A 23,657-nucleotide genomic window follows, 5' to 3' on the forward strand; every position below is an offset into this window, starting at 1 on the left:
GACCTGGTATCTGTTACTGGCAGCTGCATTGGTATTGCAGATCGTATTGTATTATTTGTTTACTAAATTCTGGGCATGAGTAGTATAGATTGGACAGTTCTCATTGTTACACTTGTTGTAGTGGTTGTTTATGGCGTATTCATCGGTCGTGGACAAAAAAGCAACGCAACTTATCTGAAAGCAGATAATAAGATGCCCTGGTACATTGTGCTGATTGGGATTATGGCTACGCAGGCCAGTGCCATTACATTTCTTTCAGCGCCGGGTCAGGCTTATACAGATGGTATGCGTTTCGTTCAGTATTATTTTGGTCTTCCTTTGGCGATGATTGTGATCTGTATCACGTTCATCCCGATTTTTCAGCGTTTAAATGTTTACACGGCCTACGAATATTTAGAAAACCGATTTGATAAAAAAACAAGGGTGCTCACTTCACTGCTTTTTCTTTTTTCCAGAGGGTTGTCCACAGGAATCAGCATTTATGCTCCGAGTATCATCTTATCAAGCGTTTTAAACTGGAATATTTATTTGACCAACATTTTAACAGGCGGTATTCTGTTGATTTACACTTACGTTGGCGGAGCAAAAGCAATCGCCCATACCCAAAAATTACAGTTTCTCATCATTCTGGGAACAATGGCTTTTGCAGGTTATTTGCTTATTCAAAACATGCCGGATGGAATCGGTTTTAACGATGCACTGTATCTGGCAGGGAAATCCGGAAAGCTCAATGTAATCACCACAGAATTTGACTGGAAAGATAAATACAATATTTGGAGCGGCTTAATTGGCGGATTCTTTCTGGCTCTTTCTTACTTTGGTACCGACCAGAGTCAGGTGGGAAGGTATATTACCGCGAAAGATAATACCAATGCAAAAATGGGATTACTGCTGAATGGGTTGGTTAAGATTCCGATGCAGTTTGCTATTCTTCTGATCGGTGCCCTGCTCTTTGCATTCTTTTCTCTAAAGCCGGCTCCTATTTATTTTAATGAACGCTCCTACCAATATTTAAAAGAATCACAGCCTGAGCAGGCTGCGGTATTTGAAAAAGAGCATCAGAATCTGCAAGTAAAATTCAATGCAGAATCAAAAGAAATCTTAAAGCTGAAAGAGACTCATTCTCCGAAGCTTAAAAAAACGATTGAGGACTTTAAAAATACACAGGCACAGGTAAAAGCGCTGCACAGCAGGGTAGAGGAAGCCATTACTAAATCAAGCTACAATGCAGAGAAAACAGATACGAATTACATCTTCCTGTATTTCGTGAAAAATACCTTGCCTGCTGGGATGATCGGTTTATTGTTCGCTGTTATCTTTCTGGCCAGCTGGGGTTCCATTTCGGCAGCGCTGAATTCCCTTGCTGCCTGCTCATTAAAAGATGTTCATTTACTATTTACAAAAGAAATTCCTGATGAAAGAACCGAATTGAGGTACAGCCGTCTGCACACTTTAGCATGGGGTATCTTCTCCATCGGTGTAGCCATGTTTGCTACGCAGATGGGCTCTCTTATTGAAGCGGTTAATGTTTTAGGCTCTCTTTTCTACGGCCCGATCCTGGGAATTTTTCTGGTTGCATTTTACTATAAAAAAATCAATGGTGCGAATGTATTTATTGCTGCTATTTTATCAGAAATTGCTGTGATTGCCGTTTATCAGTTTGATATTGTTTCTTTTCTGTGGCTTAATGTAATCGGCGCCGCGGCAGTTATTATATTTTCGACAATCATATTACTGTTTTATAAGCAGAAAGCAGTAAATTCGTAAACAAACAATAGCAAAACGAACAAACAAATAAAAATTCTATGAAAACCATCATTAAATCTGCTGCCGTACTCGCTGCGACAATGACAATCTCCCTGAATGCCTTTGCACAGGATACTAAAAAACCTGCCAGCCCTCCGGCTACGGCTACGGGAAAAATTAAAGATGCAAATATTACTATAGCCTACAGTAGTCCTTCCGTAAAAGGGCGTACAATCTGGGGCGGTTTAGAAGCTTATGATAAGGTTTGGCGTGCTGGGGCTAATGAAGCAACTACTTTCGAAACGGATAAAGACATTACCGTTCAGGGGAAAAAGCTCCCTGCAGGTAAATACAGCTTTTTCTTAATCCCTAAACAAAGCGGAACCTGGACTGCCATTTTTAATAAGGAGCCAAAACAATGGGGCGCTTATAAATACGAGCAGGCTAAAGATGCTTTACGTGTTGATGTAAAAACAAAAGCGCTACCGGCAACACAGGAAAATTTAGTTTATAAAATACATAGTAATGGTTTCACAATGGATTGGGATAAAATCTCAGTTCCGGTAGAAATCAAATAAATTTAAATACTACAGAATAAAATCCCGTTAATCCGGGATTTTTGTTTTTTATAAGAGATGTTTCAGGATGGAAAAGGAGACAGCTGTTTAAAAGCTTTCTCCGTCAGTGAATTTGCAGGTCAGAGCATCGAATCATTTTTTGAGAATTTAGAAAATGTATTTCATGTATGGGTTTGATCATTGTAATTTGTTGCTTTTATCTCTGCGTTTTTTCGAATATATTTTGATAGATAAGGGCAATAAAGATTAATAATAGTTGTATGAAATTCTAAAGCGGTATTAATTTACTACTTTAGTATGATTTAATTTAATGGATATCTATGAAGGCAATATTACAGTCGATTAAGGATTCATATTGTATAAGTGATAAAAGTCTAAAAAAACTGAGCGACAGACTTCTTCCGATAGAAATCAGAAAAAAGACGATTTTAGTAAGCCCCGAAAAAATTAATAACAATCTTTATTTTATAGAGCGTGGGGTAGCAAGATCTTTTACAATAATGGATGGTAAGGAGATTACCTCCTGGTTCAGTAAAGAAGGAGATCTTATCTATTCTACGAATAGTTTTTATGGTAAAAGAAAAGGATATGAATCCGAAAGGGTTCAGGTGCTGGAAAATTCACTGTTTTATTACATCTCTATCCCTGAAATCCATGACCTTTGTCTTTATGATAATGACATTGCAAACTGGCTGCGCGTACTGCATCAGAATGCCTTCGTGGATCTGGAGAGAAGACTCATTTCGCGGTTATACCTGTCAGCAGAAGAGCGCTATCATGATTTTTTCCTGAATAATAAAGATTTATTCAATAGAGTGAATTTAGGTCATATCGCATCGTATCTGGGAATGTCGCATGTTACACTATGTGCCCTGCGCAAATAATCTGATTTCTTTAAGTACTTAAAAAAGAACCAGGGAATAATAGACTATCTTCGTCATATAAATGTTTTACAAATGACAGAAAAAGAAAAGATGCTGAATGGAGAGCTCTATGACTGTGGAGATAAGGAACTGCTTGAACGTTGGCATATTGCGAAGCGCCTGCAAAAAGAATATAACCAGACCGATACAACTGCAAGTGAATCTCTCGATGAAATTCTGAAAAAGCTGATCGGTTCAAGAGGCAAAAATGTATGGATTGCGGCTCCATTTTTTGTGGATTACGGAGAAAATATTCACATCGGTAATAATGTTGAAATCAATATGAACTGTATTTTTCTTGATGGCAACCGTATCACCATTGGAGACAATTCAGGCATAGGCCCAGGTGTGCATATTTATACAGTTAATCATCCGGTGAGAGGGCTTGAAAGACTTTCTTATGCTAAAGGAACTGAATTTCCGTTCTGGAAATCATTTACAAAGCCTGTTACGATTGGAAATAACGTGTGGATCGGCGGCGGTTCTATTATTCTTCCCGGGGTAACTATTGGTGATCATACTACTATTGGAGCAGGAAGTGTGGTGACAAAAGATATACCGTCGAACTCTATCGCTGTTGGCAATCCATGCAGAGTAATAAAGCAGATGTAAATTTCCTTATAACGAAAACAATCTATCATAAAAATCAAAGCATCATTGATAAAATGAAGAAAATATTATTGTCCACTTTGCTTTTTTGGGGGCCACTGATGCTAAATGCTCAGCTCAGTATCATCCCCGTGCCTGCTCATGCATATATAAGATCGAATCACAAAGGATTCCATATCACCAAAGATACAAAGATTGTAGTGGCTTCTGAGTCTGATAAAAAATCTGCACTTTTCCTGAACCAGTACCTGAAGACCTCTTTTAATATTACACTGGATATTGTAAAGGAAAAGCCTGAGGATAATTATATACTCATGGAGCTCGACAAGAAAGCGAGTACCTTCGAAGATGGATATCGACTGAAAAGTTCAAATAGGGATATTTCAATAGCCGGAGTATCTCATGCCTCCGTTTTTTACGGAATGCAGACTTTATTGCAGCTGCTGCCAACCAGCAATACGCAATCGATTGTAATTCCTTCCGTTGTGATTGATGATTATCCCCGGTTTTCTTATCGTGGTATGCATCTTGATGTTAGCAGGCATTTTTTTGATATCCAATTGATCAAACAGTATATTGATTACTTAGCATTCCATAAATTGAATTATTTTCATTGGCATCTGACTGATGACCATGGCTGGAGGATAGAAATTAAAAAATATCCTAAACTGACTGAAGTGGGTAGTTGGAGAAATGGGACTATTATCGGGCTCTGGCCCGGGATTGGAAATGAAGGTATTAAGTATCAGGTATTTCAGGACAAAATCTCCATCACACCTGAAAATGCTGTTATCAAAACTGATAATGTTCGCTATGGAGGATACTATTCGCAGGAAGAGATCAAAGAAGTTATACAATATGCTGAAGATCGGTATGTTACGGTTATTCCGGAAATAGAGATGCCGGCCCACAGCATGGCTGTGCTTGCGGCCTATCCGGAACTGGGTACTGAACCCAATAAAAAATATTCGGTGGCAGAAACCTGGGGAATGATGAACAAATATAATAATGTTTTGCAGGTTTCAGAGAGAACATTCGGTTTTCTGGAAGATGTTTTAACCGAGGTGATGGAACTATTTCCTTCACGATACATACATATCGGAGGCGATGAAGCTTCAAAAGTGTGGTGGAGACAGTCTCCGGAAACGCAAAATTTCATGAAAGTGAATCAGATAAAGGATGAAGCGGGCTTACAGAGTTATTTTATTCATCGTATCGAAAAATTTGTCAATTCCAAAGGACGGATAATTATCGGATGGGACGAAATATTAGATGGAGGGCTGGCTCCCAATGCTGTTGTTATGAGCTGGCGGGGTGAGAAAGGAGGCATAGCTGCTGCCAGATCTAAACAGAAAGTTATCATGACACCGGAGGATAAGCTCTACTTTAATCACAGTCAATTTATCAAAGATGATAGTCTGACGGCCAATAAATTCCTGCCGTTAAAAGATGTATACCAATATGAGCCCGTACCAAAAGAGATCACTGCAGAGGAGCAGAAGTATATTTGGGGTGCTCAGGGAAATTTATGGTCAGAATATATCTCTAATCCTTCTAAAGTTCAGTATATGCTATTTCCGAGAATAGATGCCTTAAGTGAGGTCGTATGGTCGCCAAAGGAATCGCGAATCTATTCAGATTTTACCCGCAGGCTCAGGGATCAATTCAGGAGGTATGATAAGATGGGAATCCGTTATAGTTCTCACTACGTGAAGTAAAAAGATATGATTAACTATTTTTGAACGGTTGAAATTTGAAAATTAAAACCTAACGATAATTATAAGATACTTATATCTGTCAAACTTAATAGTAATGGATTGGCAGAGAGGATTATTATCAAAAAAAAGAGAGGCAACTATTTAATAGTTGTCTCTTTCAGTGATCAAGAGTGATGTATCTTCAAACACTTTTGTCCATGATTGGTTCGATTGTATTAAATTAGACAAGAATTGTTAATTGCATTTTAAAAATTAATTCACGTTCTAAAACTAATTTGCAACTTTGTAAATATGAAAACATTTAATGATTTATCTGAATATAACAAATATCTGAATCTCTCGGCTCCGCTTCATCCATTGATGGACAGCAGAGTCTGCAAACAGGCAATCCCCAATTTTCCAAAAACCAGCAAAGAAATTCAAGTTAATCTTTTCAAGATATCATTAAAGAAGAATTTCACCGGAGATATTAATTACGGCAACAATAAATATTACACAGAAAATGGTCTAATGCTTTTTAGCGAACCGGGACAGGTCGTTTCCTGGAACAGCCTGACTTTCTGGGATGGATATGCCTTTGTTTTTCATCCTGATCTCATCAGGCAAAATCCGGTTGCTGCCAAAATCCATCAGTATAAATATTTCAGTTATGAGATCAATGATGCCTTGTTTATGATTGCGGAGGAGGAAGAGATTATTACCTGGCTTTTTACAAAAATTCATATGGAATTGGTGGAAAACAAAGCCAATGCCAATATCAATATTATTCTGTCTCTGTTAAATGTCGTTCTTTCTTATGCAGATGTCTTTTATGAAAGACAATTTAAAAACAAAGCAACAAATAACATTTCAGTTTCTTCAAAATTAAAAAGCTTTCTTCAAAATCATTATAAAGATCTCTCCAGACCCGTTCTGAATTTTCCTACTGTCTCGTCTGTTGCCAGAGAACTTAATATGTCATCCAACTACCTTACAGACCTTATCCGTGCAGAGACCGGAAAAAGTACCATCAGCTATATTCAGGAATTTGTAATTGAGCAGGCCGAAATTTTACTTCTTCAGACAGATATGAATATCAGCGATGTGGCTTACCAGTTAGGTTTTACAAATGTTCCCTATTTCTCAAGATTTTTTAAGAAGATTAAAGGTATTTCTCCTACAGAAATCAGAAATCAGAGAAAAAGATAAGATATTCCCCGATTTGTGTTAAAAAATCCAGCATTTGTGCAATTAATTTTGACATACAAAAAAGTTATGTCTCAAAGATGTACATCAATTTAAAATTATTACTATGATTTTTACAACACAAAAAATAACAGAAAGCTATTGGAAAGTAGCCATTAATCATCCTCCGGTCAACGTATTTGACCCCGAATTTTCAGTTCAGTTAAGAGCATTAATGGATGAATTGGAAGCCAGCGAAAATTTAAAAGTAGTGGTTTTTGAAAGTGCCAATCCGGATTTCTACGTTGCTCACGCAGAATTGGTCAATATTTTTGATTTTCCGAAAGGCGAGGGAAAAACCGGGCTTTCAAAATCTTGGCCCGATGTCGCCAAGCGTCTCGAACTGGCTCCGTTTGTAAGCATAGCCTCTATTAGAGGAAGAGCAAGAGGGTTGGGAAGCGAGTTTATTCAGGCTTTCGATATGCGTTTTGCAAGCAGGGAAAAAGCCGTTTTTGCACAACCCGAGATCGGAATTGGCTCTTTTCCCGGCGGAGGTGGATTGGAGCGTCTTCATTTGTTAACAGGAAAAGCAAGAGCCTTGGAAATTATTTTGAGTGGCGATGATTATGATGCACAAACTGCCGCAGATTACGGTTGGATTAATCGGGCATTTCCGGATAATGAATTGGATGCTTTTGTAGAAAATTTAGCCAAAAGAATCGACTCATTTGATTTGAAAATCATCAAAAAAATAAAGGCAACAATGAACGAGAGGGTGATTATTCCCAAAAACGAACATATTATGGAAACACAGATAGCCTTCTTCGCATCATTAGCAGAGCCCGAAGCAAGAACCAGAATTAGAAAACTCTTAGACCAGGGATTGCAAACCTATGGCGATGTAGAACTTAATCTTGGTAAATATTTATAACTAATGAAAGCACTGGTAATCAACGGGCACATCAAATGGCCGCAAATTGCAGAAGGAAACCTTAACAGAACCATTTTTGAGAAAAGTAAAGAGGTTTTTAACCAAAATGGGTATGAGATTCTCGAAACGGTTATAGATAATGGCTACGAGATTTCTCAGGAAATCGAAAAATGGGTAAATGCCGATTTTATTCTGTTTCATTTTCCTGTCAACTGGTTTGGAATGCCCGCAAAAACAAAAGATTATATCGATAAGGTTCTGATGAGCGGCTACGGAAAAATCTATGCCGGAGACGGAAGGAATAGTGGCGGAAACTATGGAACAGGCGGTCTTCTGAAATCTAAAGGAATTATTGTTAATACCTGGAATGCTCCCGAAGAAACTTTTGGAAATGCAGGTCAGCTGCTTGAACGTTTTTCGATGGAAGAATTTACCAGACCTTTCACAGCGACACTTCAGTTTGTGGGCGTTCAGCCATTACCGACGTTCGCTTTTTATGATGTATTCAAAAATCCGAATATCGAACAGGAGCTGGTTTCTTTTGAGGAACATCTTAAGAATCATATATAAAATAATGAAGTGAACAAGCCAAAGACTTTCCGTAATTCTGTGATATTTTTCATCTAAATGATATATGAAAGAAATGGATTAAGGCAAAGGATTATGAGTAGAAATAAGTTTAAATTAAAAATAAAATGACGCCAGCTGACTTCAGTTGGCGCCTTTTGGCTTTTTTGGTGACCTCGACAGGATTCAAACCTGTAACCTTCTGAGCCGTAATCAGATGCGCTATTCAGTTGCGCCACGAGGCCTTGTGTTACCTTGTTGTTTAAAGGTTTGCAAATATAGCACTTTTTTCCGTTCTTTGAAAGATGAAACAAAGAATTTTACTTTTATTTACGGTTTTTGCGCTAACAGCTTGTAAAAGAGAATCAAAAATTTCGTCCTCAGACTGGACGATTCTCTCTTCCCGTACCCAGTTTAAGGAACATGATGGGGTTCTGGAACTGAAATCAGGAAATTTCACTTATAATTTTAAGAAGAATCAAACTCCTTTTAAGAAAATAATTCTTCTTAATGCAAGTATGGCGGGATACATTTCGGAGCTGGGAGCAGAAAATGTAATCATTGGTGTCTCAAGCCCCGAGTATATTTATTCCGCAAAAATTCAGAATCTGATTAAAGAAGGAAAAATTCAAAATGTAGGAAGCGAACAAAAGTACGATGTGGAAAAGATTATCTCTATGAAGCCGGATGCTATTTTTACCAATCATATTGCCAGTTTTGATAATACTTATGAGCTACTGAAAAACAATGGAATTCAGGTTATATTTCTGGATGAATACATGGAGCAGCGACCTTTGGAGAAAACGGCCTATATCAGGCTTTTCGGAGAGTTTTTAGGAAAAGAAAAGGAAGCAGACAGAAAATATCAGGAAATTGAGAAAAACTACAGTGATCTGAAAAAACTGGCTTCCGCTTCCAAAGAGAAACCAGTTGTCCTTGCCAACGAGATGTATGGAGACGTATGGTATCTTCCCGGCGGAAATACTTCCGTTGCTCATTACATCTCCGATGCCAATGCGAATTATATCATGAAGGATAATAAAGATGAAAAAGCCTTAACAATGAGCTTTGAAGAGGTATATGCCAAAGCAGGAGGCGTACAGTACTGGGTAAATGCAGGAAGTCACACTTCAAAAAAAGAAATGGCAGGAATGAATCCACTCTACGGAAAACTGGAAGTATTCAATAAAGGAAAGATCTATACAATAGCAGGAAAGGAAAAATTAAAAGCCAATGACTTCTTTGAAAGTGGTGTAGTAAGAGCAGATTGGGTCCTTAAAGACTATATCAAGATCTTTCATCCTGAACTTTTACCGGATTATCAGCTTACTTATATGAAAGAATTGCAGTAAATAATAGTATTTGCTTATTTTTGCCTTTCCTTGTTATTACATTATGTGGAAAAAAATTAAACAGCTTATCTTCATCATTCTTGTACTGAATGTGGTTTTTATCATCTGGGGCAGATTTTTTAATCCTCCCATTACCATTACACAGATAGGAGGGCTTTTTGAATATGGAAAACTGCACAGAGATTATATTTCCTATGACGAAATGGGAACTAATGTGAAAAAAGCAGTTATAGCCTCTGAAGATCAGAAATTCTTTGTTCATGATGGTTTCGATTATACAGCGATCGAAAAAGCGATGAAGTACAATGAGAAAGGCAAAAAAATAAGAGGTGGAAGTACCATTTCGCAGCAGACGGCAAAAAATGTGTTTCTCTGGCAGGGTAGAAGCTGGTTGAGAAAAGGGCTGGAAGCAGTTTATACCTTCATTATAGAAAAAGTTTGGGGTAAAGATATTATCCTTGAAAGGTACCTGAACTCTATCGAAATGGGCCAGGGAGTATTTGGGGTGGAAGCTGCCGCACAATATTATTTTGGAAAATCCTCCAAAGACCTAAGTGCTTCAGATGCAGCCTGGATTGCAGCTGTACTGCCTAATCCAAAGAAATATGATCCTAAAAATCCGTCTCCTTATTTGAGAAAGAAACACAATTGGATCATGAGACAGATGAGGAATGTGAGTTTGAAATAGTATCTTTGTACTAATGAAATTCTTTAATTCCAGCACAAGTTTTGAGTCAGTTCTTAAAAAATATTTTTCTTTTAAGAATGAAACCCTTTCTTTGGAACCCTTTGCAGAGTTTTTAGAGACTATTAAAGAGGCGGACTTTACAGATGTGCTCAATTTCTTCAGAAGCAATCCGAATTTTACCGGAAACTTTGCCTATTATATTCATAATATTTTTAGAGAACGTCCCTTCAATCTTTCTCTTACGGAAGCTAATATTCTCTCAGAAAACGCCTTCTTTCCGGAGCTCAAAAAAAGAATCCTGAATAAGGTTTTACCACCTGTGGAAAACGAAAAAACGGTGTGGTATATGATTGATAATGTCAGCCTGAGACCTCAGAAAGATCTGAAATACCTGCACAACCTTCCGGAAAATGAGATTAATGAATTCTTAACTTTATTGGGAGCTTCTGATTTTATAGTGAAACCCAATGTGAAAAAGGAATTGATCTTCTCTATGAATATTCTTTCCTGGCGTGTGACGGGGATGGCTATGGAAGTAGAAGTGGTGAGAATGGCTCCTCAGTACAGAAATCTGGATAATCCGTTTCTTGCTCTTCAGAATGAGCTGGAAGCCTTAGCAGATGATCTGGTAAAAGATCCTGAGCTTCAGCTTCATTCCAAAGACAGTAGATATAAGCAAATTAAAATTTATGCAGAACAATGCCAGGAATTTGTAAATATTGCTTTTAAAAATTCGGCAAAATATGGTATTTCGGGAAAGATTAACCAATCGCTTCTGAAAATCCGCCAGCAGACTGAAAGAATTTATGAAATTGTTCAGTTATTGGTGATTGATAATGATGAAGATGTTCTGATCAAATCCAAACAGCTGATCTTTAATATTCTGAATTATAAGTCTCACAAAAACAATATTTCAGATCTTATCAATGACAGTACGAGGCTTATCTCACATCTTATTACCAATCATACCGCAGAAACCGGAACACATTATATTACTTCTACCCGTAAAGAATATATGACGATGTTCTACAAAGCGAGTGGAGGTGGCATTATTGTAGGAGCGCTTTGCGTTCTGAAAATGCTTTACGGATATATTCCCGGGAGTGATTTTTCGCACGCTTTTTTATATTCCATGAATTATGCAATGGGATTTGTGATGATCTATCTGATGGGCTTTACTCTTGCTACAAAGCAGCCGGCAATGACTGCCGCTACCATGACAAAAGTACTGTCTGAAGAAGGAAATGCCCAAAGAAACAATACAGAATTTGCCCATCTGGTCTCCAAGCTGTTCAGAAGCCAGTTCATCGCCTTTGTAGGTAACGTATTGCTAGCCTTTCCGATAGCGCTTGCCATCATTTACGGGCTGGATGTTTTCTTCTCACAAAACCTTGCCGTAGAACGTTCTGATAAATTGTTAAAAGATCTTGATCCCTTTAAATCAAAAGCCATTCTGCATGCCAGTATTGCCGGATTTTATCTTTTTATTTCAGGAATTATTTCAGGAAATATCGGGAACAACTCTGTTTTTTATCAGATACCGGAAAGAATCGCAAAAAACCTGTCAATCAGAAGTTTCTTCGGAAAGAAATTTGCCAAAGGACTCTCAAAATACTACGCTAAAAACTGGCCGGGAATTGTTTCCAATTTCTGGTTCGGGGTTTTTCTGGGGGCAACAGCTCCGGTAGGAATGTTTTTCGGATTAGATCTGGACATCAGACACATTACTTTTGCAGCCGGAAACTTTGCATTAGGATTATATGGAAAAGACTTCTCCGTAGATTCTTATACATTCTGGATCTCGTTTGTTACAGTATTTTTAATTGGTTTCTTCAACTTTCTGGTAAGTTTCAGCTTGTCTATGTTCCTGGCATTCAGATCGAGAAAAATGAACTTTGGGCAGGTGAGTGAGATCTACAGGGAGATTTTCAGATACTTCACCAAACATCCGCTGAAATTCTTCCTGCCATTAAGCTCAGGGCTTGACAAAAGAGCAGATGACTTAATGAGCAGTACAATTTCCAATAAATCTGAAGAACATAAATAAAATAAAAAATGCTACCCTCGGGTAGCATTTTTATATTGTTATAGCTATTAAAGACAAATAGGAAGCAAAGGGCATTTTGTAGGCAATGTTGTCCAATAAGCACATTCGTTTTCATTGGCGCAGCTTACAGCACAGCAGATCTGTCCAACTCCTCCTCCCTGTATTGTTTTTAAAGTTTTTCTTGTCAGTTTTTTTGATGCAATTGATTTTTTCATAATATTAATTTTTTTGAATGATAAATATATCAATAAATATGGAATTATATTTAAATCATATTAAAAAAAATGCTACCTGAGGGTAACATTTTTATATACTTATAATTTTTAAAGACAGTATGGAAGTTCCGGGCATTCTGCAGGAAGCTGCTCCCAGAAAACACATTGGCTAGGATCTCCGCAGCTTACAGCACAGCAAACCATTTGTCCCGCACCTTGAGTTGCTTTTAATGTTTCTCTTGATAATTTCTTTGATTTAAGTATCTTTTTCATAGTAAAAAATGAGTTATTAATAAGTACTAAAGATACATATAAATCCGATGAATATAAAATAATTTCAATATTGGTGAATTATTTTATAGGCATTTACTCCCTTAATTCCTATAAAATCTGAAGGTCTTTAAATGCATCCGCTCCAAATTTATCCTGGAACTTTTTGAGATAAAAGCTTTTACGCATCTTAAAATCATGCTTCAGCAAAGCAGACTCAATTTTAATCATGATGCACTCATTTTCTATATTGACACTTCTTATTTCCCTGAAAAGGCTCTCATCTAGATATTCTTCAAGGAAATCTTTAATATCAAAAGCTACCAGTTTATGTTCAAAACCATACATTCTGGCAAAAGATTTTACCAGCTCAGAGGATTGATATTCACGTTTTTTCTTCTTCATAATTGGGTGACAGGTTTCAGGATGCGTGATGTGGTGTTTTTAAGATTCAGGATGGTGTTTGGAAGGATAAGTTAAGATAAAAAATACTATAATATCTGAAAAAGGTTTAAAATATTCTTTAAAAATTAAACCTCAAAAATGATGCTTTCCTCATTAATTTTCTTCACTACATTTTCAGTACGCTCTCTGTGAGTATCCGTAATAAAAATCTGTCCGAAACTTTCTTTATTGACAAGTTCAATCAACTGTGAAACTCTGGTATCGTCAAGTTTATCAAAAATATCATCAAGCAGTAGAATAGGAGTCTTTTTGGTGAGTTCTTTTACAAGACTCATTTGGGCCAGCTTTAAAGAGATCAGGAAAGATTTCTGCTGTCCCTGGGAACCGATTTTCTTAATTAACACATGATCCATTTCAAAAAGAAGATCATCCTTATGAATTCCTTTTGAAGTGTAAGTCAGCATCCGGTCTTTTTCAAGGCTTTCTTTTAAAAGATTTTCAAAAGTATCTTCTAATAAATGAGATTCGTAAATTACTGACACAGTTTCCTTTCCGCCTGAAATGATCTGATAAAAATTCTGAACAATAGGATTGAGCTGCTCCACAAAATCTTTTCTTTTCCTAAAAATTTTTGTACCGAATCGAATGATCGGATCATCATAAATTTCCAGTGAATCTTTGTCCCACGTTCTGTTTTTGGCAAAAAACTTCAACAAGGCATTGCGCTGCTGAATGGTCTTCTGATACTGAATCAGATCATAAAGATATTCTGAATCTGTTTGAGAAATCATAGCATCCAGGAACTTACGCCTGCTTTCCCCGGAGTCAGAAATAAGATTGGAATCATAAGGCGAAATCATAACACTTGGAAGATAGCCGATATGATCTGCAAGCCTGTCATAGCTTTTGTCATTTTTCTTGATCACTTTTTTAGCTTCCTTGGGCTGAGTGATTCTGATGATATCTTCACTGTCATCATTCTCAATCTCAGCATCAATGGAAAAAAAATCTTCCTCCTGTTTTATATTATTAAGATCGGTATTTCCTAAAAAGCTTTTTCCAACTGATAAATAATGCAGGGCATCCAGTATATTGGTTTTTCCTACACCATTATTACCCACAAAGCAGTTGATCTGCGGGGAAAATTCAAATTTTTTCTCAGAGTGGTTTTTAAAATTGTAAAGGGAAAGCTTCTTGATAATCATTCGTCAAAAATACTCCATTATTAGTAAAAATAAAAAAGGAAGTGCGGAACAAGTTTCCACCCCAAATGAGTAATAAGCGTCATCTCTTTTATTATCAGAGAAATAGATGAGAATATAAGTTACAATGCCTGTCATAAAAAAAGCAATGGCATATGACCAGTCAAGATAAAAGATTCCGATGATATTGCTGATGAATACAAGGACGTACGCAATATATTTGGTATTGTCTACCCCTATCAGCAAAGGAAAGGTCTTTACCGTATCGCTGTTCATATCCCGGATATCAAAAGGAAGAACGAGAGCGGTAATAAAGAAAAAACTGATCAGAAAAATAGGTATACTGAATTCCGGAAGTGTAAGCCAGCAGTTCACCAACGCCCATACCAGGCCCACATAGAACACTTTTAGCAACGGGATTTTCCGGATGTATACATCAAGGAAGAAGCTGTTATAAAGCAATCCCAATACTACAATAATAAACCATTTCAAAAGTCTTATCTCATTATGATTATGGATGATTAAAAAAGCACAGATGATTCCGGCGACAGCATTCAGAACCACTATTTTTAAAAAGTGCTTGGTGTATTGGTATTTAGTATACAGATAACCACTGAAATACGTAATGAAAATAAGTGCAAAAGTGGGGAAACGGAATGTGTTTTGCTCTTTCATGAAAAATACTGCAAAAAGAGTTCCCATCAGGGAGACATAAACCTGGCTGTCTATAACCGTTTTTTTCAGTACTTTTAAAATGTTCATTTATCAAAATTAATATATATGAAAAGATTTTCCAAGATTTTTCTGCTTTTGCTTATAATGCTGAGCTTTTCAAAGGTATCCGCACAGAAATATTATGATACCCAATGGAAAAAAGTGGCCGAAAACAGTGCAAAAGGAGCGTATAAATCTAATCTTCCCATTATTGCAGACCTACAAAAACATGCCATGAAAGAAAATAATGCCTTCGAGCTGATCCGTTCTCTGAAAGCGGAATTCAGTATTGTAAACCAAACGGTGGATGATGATCAGAATGATGCCGCTTCTCAGTTTTTTAAGAAACTTAAAGATGCAGAAGGTAAAATAAACGGAGAAGGAAAACTGGTATACAAAGTTCTGCTGAATGGCTTTTTCATGGATTACTACAACCAGAATGCATGGAAGATAAACGGAAGAACCAATATCAATTCCCAGGACGTTTCACAGATTGAAACCTGGAGTAAACTTGATTTCAAAAACTATTTAACAAAAAGTTATCAGGAACTTGATCAGGAAAAACCTGAAATGAAAAAGATTTCTCTGGAAAAGTACAAGAATATCTTTTCAGAAACGGGAGATATAGCTTATTTCCCGACATTATCAGATTGGTATGGCGTGAAGAAAATAGAATTCTTATCAGAAAACAATATTTTCACCAAAAATGAACTGACAGTTAACCGCACAGCGATCAATGCCATTTATGATGAACTGATTGCACAGAATAACGGTAATGCAAAACTGTATTTTATGAAGGAGAAAATTATAGAAAACTGTAGTTTCAATCATTGTAAAGACAAACTCCAGCAGCTTCAGAACCTTTTGAAATCTGATGTGCAGGGAGATTATAAAGTAATGATCATGGGAGAAATTATGGATGAGCTTGTAACTCAGAAGAAGCCTAAAGAAGCTCTTGCCATAGCAGCACAGGCTAAAAGCGAATATCCAAAATCCCTTTTCCTTGAAAATATTAAAAGTAAGGAAGCTCAGATTATCAATCCATTTCTGAATCTTAAATACGAAGCTCAGACTCAGAACAATCTTCCTATTCACTTTGTAGCAGAATATCAGAATGTATCCGAATTTACCCTGAATATTTATGAAGTGAAAGACGATTTTACCTCACTGCTTCAGTATGTTCGGAACTCTTATTCCAATACCTTCGGGAAACTGAAAAAAAATCTGGTAAGGAAAGAAACTTTCCAGCTTCCGGATCCTAAGGATTATCAGAATCATAAAACTTCTTTGGAGGTGAAACCACTTCCTTCAGGAGTGTATGTGGCAGAATTTACAGTTGCAGGAGCAGATACGAAAGATACAGACTCCAGACAGAACTTCTACTTTTTGGTTTCAGGAAACAGGATTATTTATCAGTCCAAAACAGACAGAAATTCTCTTTCTGACGAGCTCAAACTGGTAAACAGTGAAAATGGCAGACCTTTATCCAATGAAGGCCTGAGATTTTATGAATTTGTTTCTAATAATATGCTAAATAAGATAGAAGGAACAACCAATGCCAACGGGGTTTTTAAATTTCCTGCGACAGAAAGCAAAGAATATTACAGAACTTTCCTGATTCAGCAGCCCAAAACGAATGATTTTCAGATCATGCAGATGTACGGAAACACAGAACCTGTTGAAGAGTACAATCCTAATAAACAAACCCGTTCCACGGCTCAGATTTTCATTGACAGAGGCATCTACCGTCCCGGACAGACTGTTTATTTCAAGGTAATCAATACCCGCATGAATAAAGAGGTTGAATCTGTTCTTCCAGGATTAAAGCAAAAAATTACCTTATTAAACACCAATAGTGAAGAGGTTTCTTCGCAGGAATTGACCACCAATGAATTTGGTTCTTATCATGGAAGTTTCATTCTTCCGAAAGGAAAATTAAATGGAAACTTTTATCTGAGAATAGATGGAGAAAGCCAGGGGTATAAAAATTTCAGAGTAGAAGAATACAAAAGACCAAAGTTTGAAGTAACCTTTGATCCCGTAAAAGAAGAATATAAATACGGACAGACTATTGATTTAAAAGGGAAAGCTGTTATGTTTTCCGGTGTTCCGCTGAGCAATACGACAGTGAACTACGAGATCAAAAAACAGAATATCAGATGGAGATATTTCAGCTGGTATCCTCAGAATGATGATAACGAAAACTCTGTTCTGGGAGAAGCTAAAACGAATGAAAAAGGAGAGTTTGTAATTCATTTAGAACTGAAGAAAGACGAAAAGCTGGAAGGAATTCAGATTGATAATTATGCCATCAATGCTTCTGTTACAGATATCAACGGAGAAACGCAGACAGCCAACACACAGCTGAAAGTGGCTTCAGTTTCTCACTATATTCAGGCAGAAAATATCAGCAATACTTTTACAGATGAAAATGTAAAACTGAAGGTGGAAACCAAGAATTACAACGATCAGAACCTTAAAAAGCCATATCAGGTTAAGTTGTCAAAGCTGACAGCTCCGGACAGGATTTTCAGAGATAATTTCAAGTCTGATATTCAGAATCTGCCTAAATATTCAAAAGAAGAATTCATTAGCAAATTCCCACACGATCTTTTTGATAAAAATGATGAGATCAAAAACTGGAAAACGGAAAAAATATTGATTGAAAGACAGCAGCAGCCATCTGCAGATAATGCTCAGCTTGACCTTGGAAAAATGGAAACCGGAGATTATGAACTTGAACTTTTTAATATTGAAGGAAAAGATACCATCAAAACTTCACAGTATTTCAGTGTTTGGGATAAAACAGCGTTAAAATCAACTCAAAAAACATTTCTTACAGTTATTGCTCCAAAAGAAGAATTATCACGAGGAGAAAAAGCAAAAGTTTATGTTTACTCAGCAGTTCCTGATGCTTTGGTAAATGTTTTTGTACAGGACGGATCTGGAAAAACGGTTTCGGAAGTTCATCAGATGAAAAAAGGAATTTTAGAATATACTGCTGAAATTCCTAAAGATAAAAGCGTATCAGATCTGAACCTTCAGTTTCAGCTGGTAGCATTTAATGACGTGAATACAGAATCTGTTTCCTTAAAAATAAAAGACACAGAAAAACCTTTAAAAATTGAAACAGTCACCTTCAGAGATAAACTTGAGCCTAATGTTAAAGAAAAGTGGACGGTAAAAGTAACCGGAAATGACAAAGAAAAGATCAACGCAGAGGTATTAGCCAATATGTATGATATGTCTCTGGATCAGTTTGCCGTAAATAATTATAGTTGGAGAAAACTGTACACGCCATTTGTAATAGTGACTTCTTATGACATTAGAAATTATCTGCAGCAGCAAAGCTATCAGAAGAGACTAAGATATTTCCAGGACAAATTAATAACAGTTCCTCAGTTCAACTGGTTGGATGGAAGATGGGGTGTAGGAAATGATACTGATGGTGATGGCATAAGCGACAGCAAAGATGCTTGTCCTACTGTTACCGGAGTGGTTGAATATAGTGGTTGCCCTAAACCTAAGAATGTATTAGCCAGAGAAGTTACAAGTTATAGAAAAATGAATGCTCAGATGGCATTGCCGGCTTCTCCCATAGCGAAAGAAGAAGCAATGGGATCTAATGCAGATGGAGTTATAGATCAGGATGATGCCGTAAAAGAGCTGGAAAAAGTAGCCGTTCGCCAAAATCTGAACGAAACTGCTTTCTTCTATCCGGATCTGAAAACCGATGCAGAAGGAAATGTAAACTTTGAGTTCACCTCTCCGGAAGCACTGACAAAATGGAAACTGATGTTCCTGGCACACACCAAAGACGCAAGAGCCGCCACCTTGGAAAAAGAAGTCGTAACCCAGAAAGAATTCTCGGTAACACCCAACTATCCAAGATTCCTGAGAGAAGGAGATGAACTGAATCTTCAGTCGAAATTATCTAACCTTACCGCTAAAAAACTGAGCGGTTCTGCTGAATTACAGATTTTGGATGCCTTTACCAATGAAAATATTTCTTCAAAATTCGGAATCACTTCAGGAGTACAGAACTTTAATCTGAATGAAAACGGAAGCAGTGCATTGGCATGGAAATTAAAAGTTCCGGAAAATGTTTCTTCCATTATTTTTAAAGTGGTTGCCAAAGCAGGATCATATTCTGACGGTGAACAACAGGCAGTTGCCGTGTTACCTAACAGAATGATGGTGACAGATGCCGTTCCGGTTTTTGTGAAAGAAGGCGAAACCAAAACATTTGTGCTGGATAACCTTAAAAATAACACCTCCGCCACAGCCTCCAATGTTTCGAATACACTGGAGCTGACTACCAATCCGATCTGGGAAATCATGTTTGCCCTTCCAAGTCTGAAAAATGATCAGAACAATTCGGCGGATGTAATCTTTAACAAATGGTTTGCTGATGTGCTGGCTTCGGAAATATTCAAAGCCAATCCGAAAATGAAAACAGTTTTTGAAGAATATCAGAGCAAAGGATTATTGAATTCAAATCTTGAAAAAAATCAGGAACTGAAACAATTGCTGCTGGAAGAAACTCCTTGGGTGCTGGAAAGTAAAAATGAAGGTGAGCAGATGCAGAAGCTGGCATTATTATTTGATGTGAATACAATGAAAAACGCGGTTAATCAGGATTGGGATGATTTTAAAAAGCTGCAGAATCCGGATGGAGGATTCTCGTGGTATCCCGGCTATCCAAGCTCTTACGGAACATCACTGTATATCCTTAAAAATCTTGGGAAAATCAACTCATGGTTAAAGGATAATGTGAAAGATTATCAAACTGCCGATCAAAAAATACTTGTAGCTAAATTGATTCAGTATGTAGACAATGAGGTTTCCAAATATTATGATGTGAAAAAAGGTAATGTGTGGACCAACTGGGCAATAGATTATCTTGATACCAGAAACTACTGGGAACAGCAATATCCATTGAAAGGAAAAGGTGCCACCCTGAAAACATTGGTAAAACAAAAAGCGAAGACTGCAAAAATCACAGACTTTACATTCTTCGGACTTCACCGTGCCGCTTTACTGATGAACGATTACGGACTGAAAGATGTATCTGCCAAGCTGATGACCTACCTTAAAGAGACTTCTACAGATACCAAAACGCAGGGCGTTTACTGGAAGCAAAATCTGAATGATTGGGGATGGTTCGGCTCAAAAGTAGTCAGCCATGCCGGAGCACTGGAAGCATTCAATAAATTAAGATCTAACGACCAAAACTTTATTGAAGAGGTGAAAATCTGGCTGGTAACCCAAAAAGAAGTCAACTCGTGGGGAAGCTCAAGAGGAACTGCAGAAGTCATCTTTACCATTTTGAATTCAGGAAAATCATGGACAGGTGCAGAAAGCGACAAAGCGACCATTATCTGGGGCGGAAAAGAAGTGGCTCCACAGACACAGGCTTCAGGTTATGTGAAATCCACTTTGAAACCACAAGCTGTAGATAACAGCTTAGCAACAGTAACGGTTACCAAACCTGGTCCGGGAATTGTGCAGGGAGGACTGTTCTGGCAGTACTATGAAGACCTTGATAAAATCAAATCTTCTGAAAACTATATTTCTGTAACAAAGGAGCTTTATAAAAAAGTGAAAACCGTAAATGGAGAGGAGCTCCAGAGAATTTCTGCGGAAACCCCATTGAAAGTGGGAGACAAAGTAACGGTAAGAATGATTTTGAATACAGACAGAGCCATGGAATTCATTCATATCAAAGATATGCGTGCAGCAGGATTTGAACCTGTAGATACACTTTCAGGATATCAATGGAAAAATAACCTAGGCTATTATCAGTCTACCAAAGATGCCTCCACCAATTTCTATATTCAATATATGCCGAAAGGGAAATATGTCTTTGAATACGATGTGGTAGCCAATGCATCCGGAAAATTCTCGAACGGAATTACCACCATGCAGAATTACTACGCCCCACATATGAATGCCCATACAAAAGGAAGTAACGTATTAATTTCAGAATAATTAATAGATATAAAAACTGCAGTAATTATAACTGCAGTTTTTTTTTGAAAGATTCGATAAAATAGAACTAATTCTAAAATTTAAACATTTGTTTAAATTTGGAATACTTTTTGGAATTAGAGTAATATCAATTAAAAAAATTATTAAAAGATGAAATTTTCTAAAACTTTAATCACAGGATTAGTATTAATGGCTGGAGTAAATGCTTTTGCGCAAAAGAAAGCAGAAAAGTTTGAAAAACTACAGATTGAAATGTTCCCAAAAGCAAAAGAAGGATATAAGCAGGTATATATTCAGCTTCCCGTTGCTAAAAACGAAAACGATTTAAAAGTTGAGCTTTTTGTAGGCGCTGAAAAAATGTTAGACTGTAACAATTATTTCCTGATGGGAGAAATGAAAACTCAGGATCTGCAGGGATGGGGATACAATTATTATGAAGTAGAATCGAAAGGTGAAACAGGAGGTACGCTAATGGCTTGTCCGGATAAAAAACTGACGAAAAAATTTGTGACGCTAAAACCTGAAATCGTAAGATACAACAGTAAACTTCCTTTGGTATTCTATGTACCGAAAGACATCGAAGTACGTTACAGAATTTTACGTCCTGATGCTAATATGAAAAAAGCAGTTCAAAGATAAATAAGCTTATTATCTATTATACTGACAAACAGAAGCTCCTTACAGTATTGTGAGGAGTTTTTGTTTTATCCCAAGCATAAAAGATGGCTTTCCGCTATCCTTACGAAATGGAACTCTTTCGTGAACGAATTTAAAATGATTTTACGATCCGGTGATCTTTGCGTTATATTTTCAAAGCCTTTCAACAGTGAGAACAAATAAAAAAACTAGCTAAACACACTTTCCGTAACAGTCCATTATCCCCTTGATTACTCAGAAAATTTACCGTCACAAGATATCGGAAAAAGTAGAGTTAAAAATTTTTTCAATTTTTTTTATGTTTTAATGAACATTTAAACACTTTGGGCAAAACTTTATTTTATAAGCCTTTAAACTTAAACATATTTTAAACTTACTTTAAATTCACTACTTTGTAGAATTATCTTTAAGTGTTTTACCTTTTTTTGCATTATATTTGTTGTAAACATAAACCATGAAAAACAATTTATTGATTTTTACGTTTAGTTTTTTTGCTTTCCCCGCTTTTGGCTGGGCACAGTCTGCGCCGGATTTTAAAGAACTTCTGGATAGTGCTATGGTTCGGGACTCGAACCTTAAAATGCAGATTACCCAAAACAAACTTACCGATCTTGACGAACATAAACTGAAAGATATCTTTCTTCCAACACTTGAACTGAGCGGTCAGGCAGGTTATATCAACGGAACAGCAAGACTTACGTCACCGGAATTCAATCTCGCTCCCTTTATCAATATTCCGGAAGGGACTTTTAACAATAATTTTAATGTATCCGGATTTTCGGGAATTGCCAAGGCAGATGCCAAAATGCTGCTTTACTCGGGGGGAAAGGTCAAATACATGAAAAAAGCGGTAGAAGAAAAGAAAAAGTCTGAAGATATTCTCCTGGAGAAAACAAAAGACGAAGTTATTGCCACTATTTCTAAAGCATATGATCAGCTGGCTTTAATTCATCAGTCTAAAAAAGTGCTTGATGAAAGTAAAAAAAGGCTGGATATTAACAGGAAGACCGCAGATAAAGCGCTTGGCTATGGTTTGATTACTCCTTATGATCATAAGAAGATTGAACTGGCTCAGGCCACTTTAGACGCCAAAATGGTAGAATATGAAGGCAAAAAAGAGCTTCTTCTTACCCAGCTTTATATTTTAACCGGAATTCAGAGAGAAAGACTCAGAATGATTGAACCTGTTTTATCTCCCGTTGAATTGCTGGCCGCAGAAAAAGGAATAGAGCAGAGAGCAGAAATCCGTGCACTGGATCATGGCATCAGTGCAGCAGATTATAAGATAAAAGCCGAAAGAACCTGGATGATTCCTAAAGTACAGCTGATGGCTTCCGCCTACTATATCGGATTGTACGGAAACAGAATAAAATCTTCAGAAAATGTAATTCCTGCAGTTCCGATATTGGGCTACGAAGGAAAAAAACTGGATTGGAGACCTAACAATATCAACGTGTTTCCATTAATTACAGCCGGAGTAGGCTTTAAATGGGAAATTTTCGATGGTAAGGAAGGAAAACATGCTGAAGAAACCGCTAAAGTAGGGAAAGAAGTACTTCAAAACCAGAAAGAAGATGCCCTGAAAAAACTGACGCTGAATCTGGCTAACAATCAAACCAATTACGACATTGCTTCCGCACAGATCACATTGAAAGCCAAAGAAAAAGAGCTCGCAAAAAATGCATTGGTGCAGGCAGAAAAAGAATTCAGATACGGAATGAGCAAATCTTCACAGCTCATTGACGCAGAAAGTGATCTTGAAGCTGCAGAGCTGGAATATCAGAATGCCATTTTCAACCAGAGAAGAGCAGGAATAGAGCTGATGAGGTCTACCCAGGAGCTGGATATTACCAAATTTTATTTAATCCCGTAATAATTTA

Annotated in this window: 19 protein-coding genes and 1 tRNA gene; 14 read left to right on the plus strand and 6 right to left on the minus strand. The window is 37.1% G+C overall.

Annotated elements, in window-relative coordinates; genetic code table 11:
• The first annotated feature begins 75 nt into the window (after positions 1–75).
• The 8 genes from BLW74_RS06105 (at position 76) to BLW74_RS06140 (ending at position 8,239) form a co-directional block, all read left to right on the plus strand.
• A complete protein-coding gene (locus tag BLW74_RS06105) occupies positions 76–1,767 on the plus strand; it encodes a sodium:solute symporter family protein (protein ID WP_089690526.1) in 1,692 nt (563 codons plus the stop codon).
• A 38-nt stretch (positions 1,768–1,805) separates the two neighbouring features.
• Positions 1,806–2,324, plus strand: a complete 519-nt coding sequence (locus BLW74_RS06110; protein WP_089690527.1) for a DUF2911 domain-containing protein — start codon at positions 1,806–1,808, stop codon at positions 2,322–2,324.
• Positions 2,325–2,644: 320 nt separating this feature from the next.
• Positions 2,645–3,208 carry a Crp/Fnr family transcriptional regulator gene (locus BLW74_RS06115; RefSeq protein WP_089690528.1) on the plus strand — a complete coding sequence of 188 codons (564 nt, stop codon included), beginning with the start codon at positions 2,645–2,647 and terminating at the stop codon, positions 3,206–3,208.
• 72 nt (positions 3,209–3,280) lie between these two features.
• A complete protein-coding gene (locus BLW74_RS06120) occupies positions 3,281–3,859 on the plus strand; it encodes a sugar O-acetyltransferase (RefSeq protein WP_228424790.1) in 579 nt (192 codons plus the stop codon).
• Between the two features lie 53 nt (positions 3,860–3,912).
• Positions 3,913–5,574 (plus strand): beta-N-acetylhexosaminidase, encoded by a 1,662-nt coding sequence (locus tag BLW74_RS06125; RefSeq protein WP_089690722.1) that lies wholly within the window; start codon positions 3,913–3,915, stop codon positions 5,572–5,574.
• Positions 5,575–5,865: 291 nt separating this feature from the next.
• Entirely contained in the window at positions 5,866–6,762 is an 897-nt protein-coding gene (locus BLW74_RS06130; RefSeq protein ID WP_089690529.1) for a helix-turn-helix domain-containing protein, read from the plus strand.
• 103 nt (positions 6,763–6,865) lie between these two features.
• Positions 6,866–7,669 (plus strand): enoyl-CoA hydratase/isomerase family protein, encoded by an 804-nt coding sequence (locus BLW74_RS06135; protein WP_089690530.1) that lies wholly within the window; start codon positions 6,866–6,868, stop codon positions 7,667–7,669.
• A 3-nt stretch (positions 7,670–7,672) separates the two neighbouring features.
• Positions 7,673–8,239, plus strand: coding sequence for an NAD(P)H-dependent oxidoreductase (locus tag BLW74_RS06140; RefSeq protein WP_089690531.1), 567 nt, complete (start codon positions 7,673–7,675; stop codon positions 8,237–8,239).
• A 165-nt stretch (positions 8,240–8,404) separates the two neighbouring features.
• Here BLW74_RS06140 and BLW74_RS06145 read toward each other — a convergent pair.
• Positions 8,405–8,481 (minus strand) — tRNA-Arg (locus tag BLW74_RS06145).
• A 60-nt stretch (positions 8,482–8,541) separates the two neighbouring features.
• Between BLW74_RS06145 and BLW74_RS06150 the strand changes: the two genes are divergently transcribed.
• Genes BLW74_RS06150 through BLW74_RS06160 form a run of 3 tightly spaced genes read left to right on the plus strand, consistent with a single transcriptional unit; the run spans position 8,542 to position 12,323 of the window.
• Entirely contained in the window at positions 8,542–9,588 is a 1,047-nt protein-coding gene (locus tag BLW74_RS06150; protein WP_167358377.1) for an ABC transporter substrate-binding protein, read from the plus strand.
• A 43-nt stretch (positions 9,589–9,631) separates the two neighbouring features.
• Positions 9,632–10,276, plus strand: a complete 645-nt coding sequence (mtgA, locus tag BLW74_RS06155; protein ID WP_089690532.1) for a monofunctional biosynthetic peptidoglycan transglycosylase — start codon at positions 9,632–9,634, stop codon at positions 10,274–10,276.
• A 13-nt stretch (positions 10,277–10,289) separates the two neighbouring features.
• A complete protein-coding gene (locus tag BLW74_RS06160; protein ID WP_089690533.1) occupies positions 10,290–12,323 on the plus strand; it encodes a recombinase in 2,034 nt (677 codons plus the stop codon).
• 47 nt (positions 12,324–12,370) lie between these two features.
• On the opposite strand, the gene BLW74_RS22345 is transcribed toward BLW74_RS06160, so the two are convergent.
• The 5 genes from BLW74_RS22345 to BLW74_RS06175 all read right to left on the minus strand — a co-directional run bounded on the left by BLW74_RS22345 (position 12,371) and on the right by BLW74_RS06175 (position 15,177).
• The gene (locus BLW74_RS22345; protein ID WP_157885754.1) at positions 12,371–12,538 is read right to left on the minus strand and encodes a hypothetical protein; all 168 of its coding nucleotides are present in this window, start codon (positions 12,536–12,538) and stop codon (positions 12,371–12,373) included.
• A 108-nt stretch (positions 12,539–12,646) separates the two neighbouring features.
• Positions 12,647–12,811, minus strand: coding sequence for a hypothetical protein (locus BLW74_RS22350; protein WP_167358378.1), 165 nt, complete (start codon positions 12,809–12,811; stop codon positions 12,647–12,649).
• A 108-nt stretch (positions 12,812–12,919) separates the two neighbouring features.
• Complete coding sequence (locus BLW74_RS06165; RefSeq protein WP_089690534.1) at positions 12,920–13,213, minus strand: hypothetical protein; 294 nt, start codon at positions 13,211–13,213, stop codon at positions 12,920–12,922.
• Between the two features lie 125 nt (positions 13,214–13,338).
• The gene (gene recF / locus BLW74_RS06170; RefSeq protein WP_089690535.1) at positions 13,339–14,418 is read right to left on the minus strand and encodes a DNA replication/repair protein RecF; all 1,080 of its coding nucleotides are present in this window, start codon (positions 14,416–14,418) and stop codon (positions 13,339–13,341) included.
• A 3-nt stretch (positions 14,419–14,421) separates the two neighbouring features.
• Positions 14,422–15,177 carry a UbiA prenyltransferase family protein gene (locus tag BLW74_RS06175; RefSeq protein ID WP_089690536.1) on the minus strand — a complete coding sequence of 252 codons (756 nt, stop codon included), beginning with the start codon at positions 15,175–15,177 and terminating at the stop codon, positions 14,422–14,424.
• 18 nt (positions 15,178–15,195) lie between these two features.
• On the opposite strand from BLW74_RS06175, the gene BLW74_RS06180 reads away from it, so the two are divergent.
• From BLW74_RS06180 to BLW74_RS06190, 3 genes are all read left to right on the plus strand, one after another.
• A complete protein-coding gene (locus tag BLW74_RS06180; protein ID WP_089690537.1) occupies positions 15,196–21,120 on the plus strand; it encodes an alpha-2-macroglobulin family protein in 5,925 nt (1,974 codons plus the stop codon).
• Positions 21,121–21,270: 150 nt separating this feature from the next.
• Positions 21,271–21,759 (plus strand): serine protease inhibitor ecotin, encoded by a 489-nt coding sequence (eco, locus tag BLW74_RS06185; RefSeq protein WP_089690538.1) that lies wholly within the window; start codon positions 21,271–21,273, stop codon positions 21,757–21,759.
• A 472-nt stretch (positions 21,760–22,231) separates the two neighbouring features.
• The gene (locus tag BLW74_RS06190; protein ID WP_089690539.1) at positions 22,232–23,650 is read left to right on the plus strand and encodes a TolC family protein; all 1,419 of its coding nucleotides are present in this window, start codon (positions 22,232–22,234) and stop codon (positions 23,648–23,650) included.
• The last annotated feature ends 7 nt before the right edge of the window (positions 23,651–23,657 follow it).

Origin of the sequence: Chryseobacterium culicis (genome assembly GCF_900108365.1) — a bacterium.
GTDB lineage: Bacteria > Bacteroidota > Bacteroidia > Flavobacteriales > Weeksellaceae > Chryseobacterium > Chryseobacterium culicis.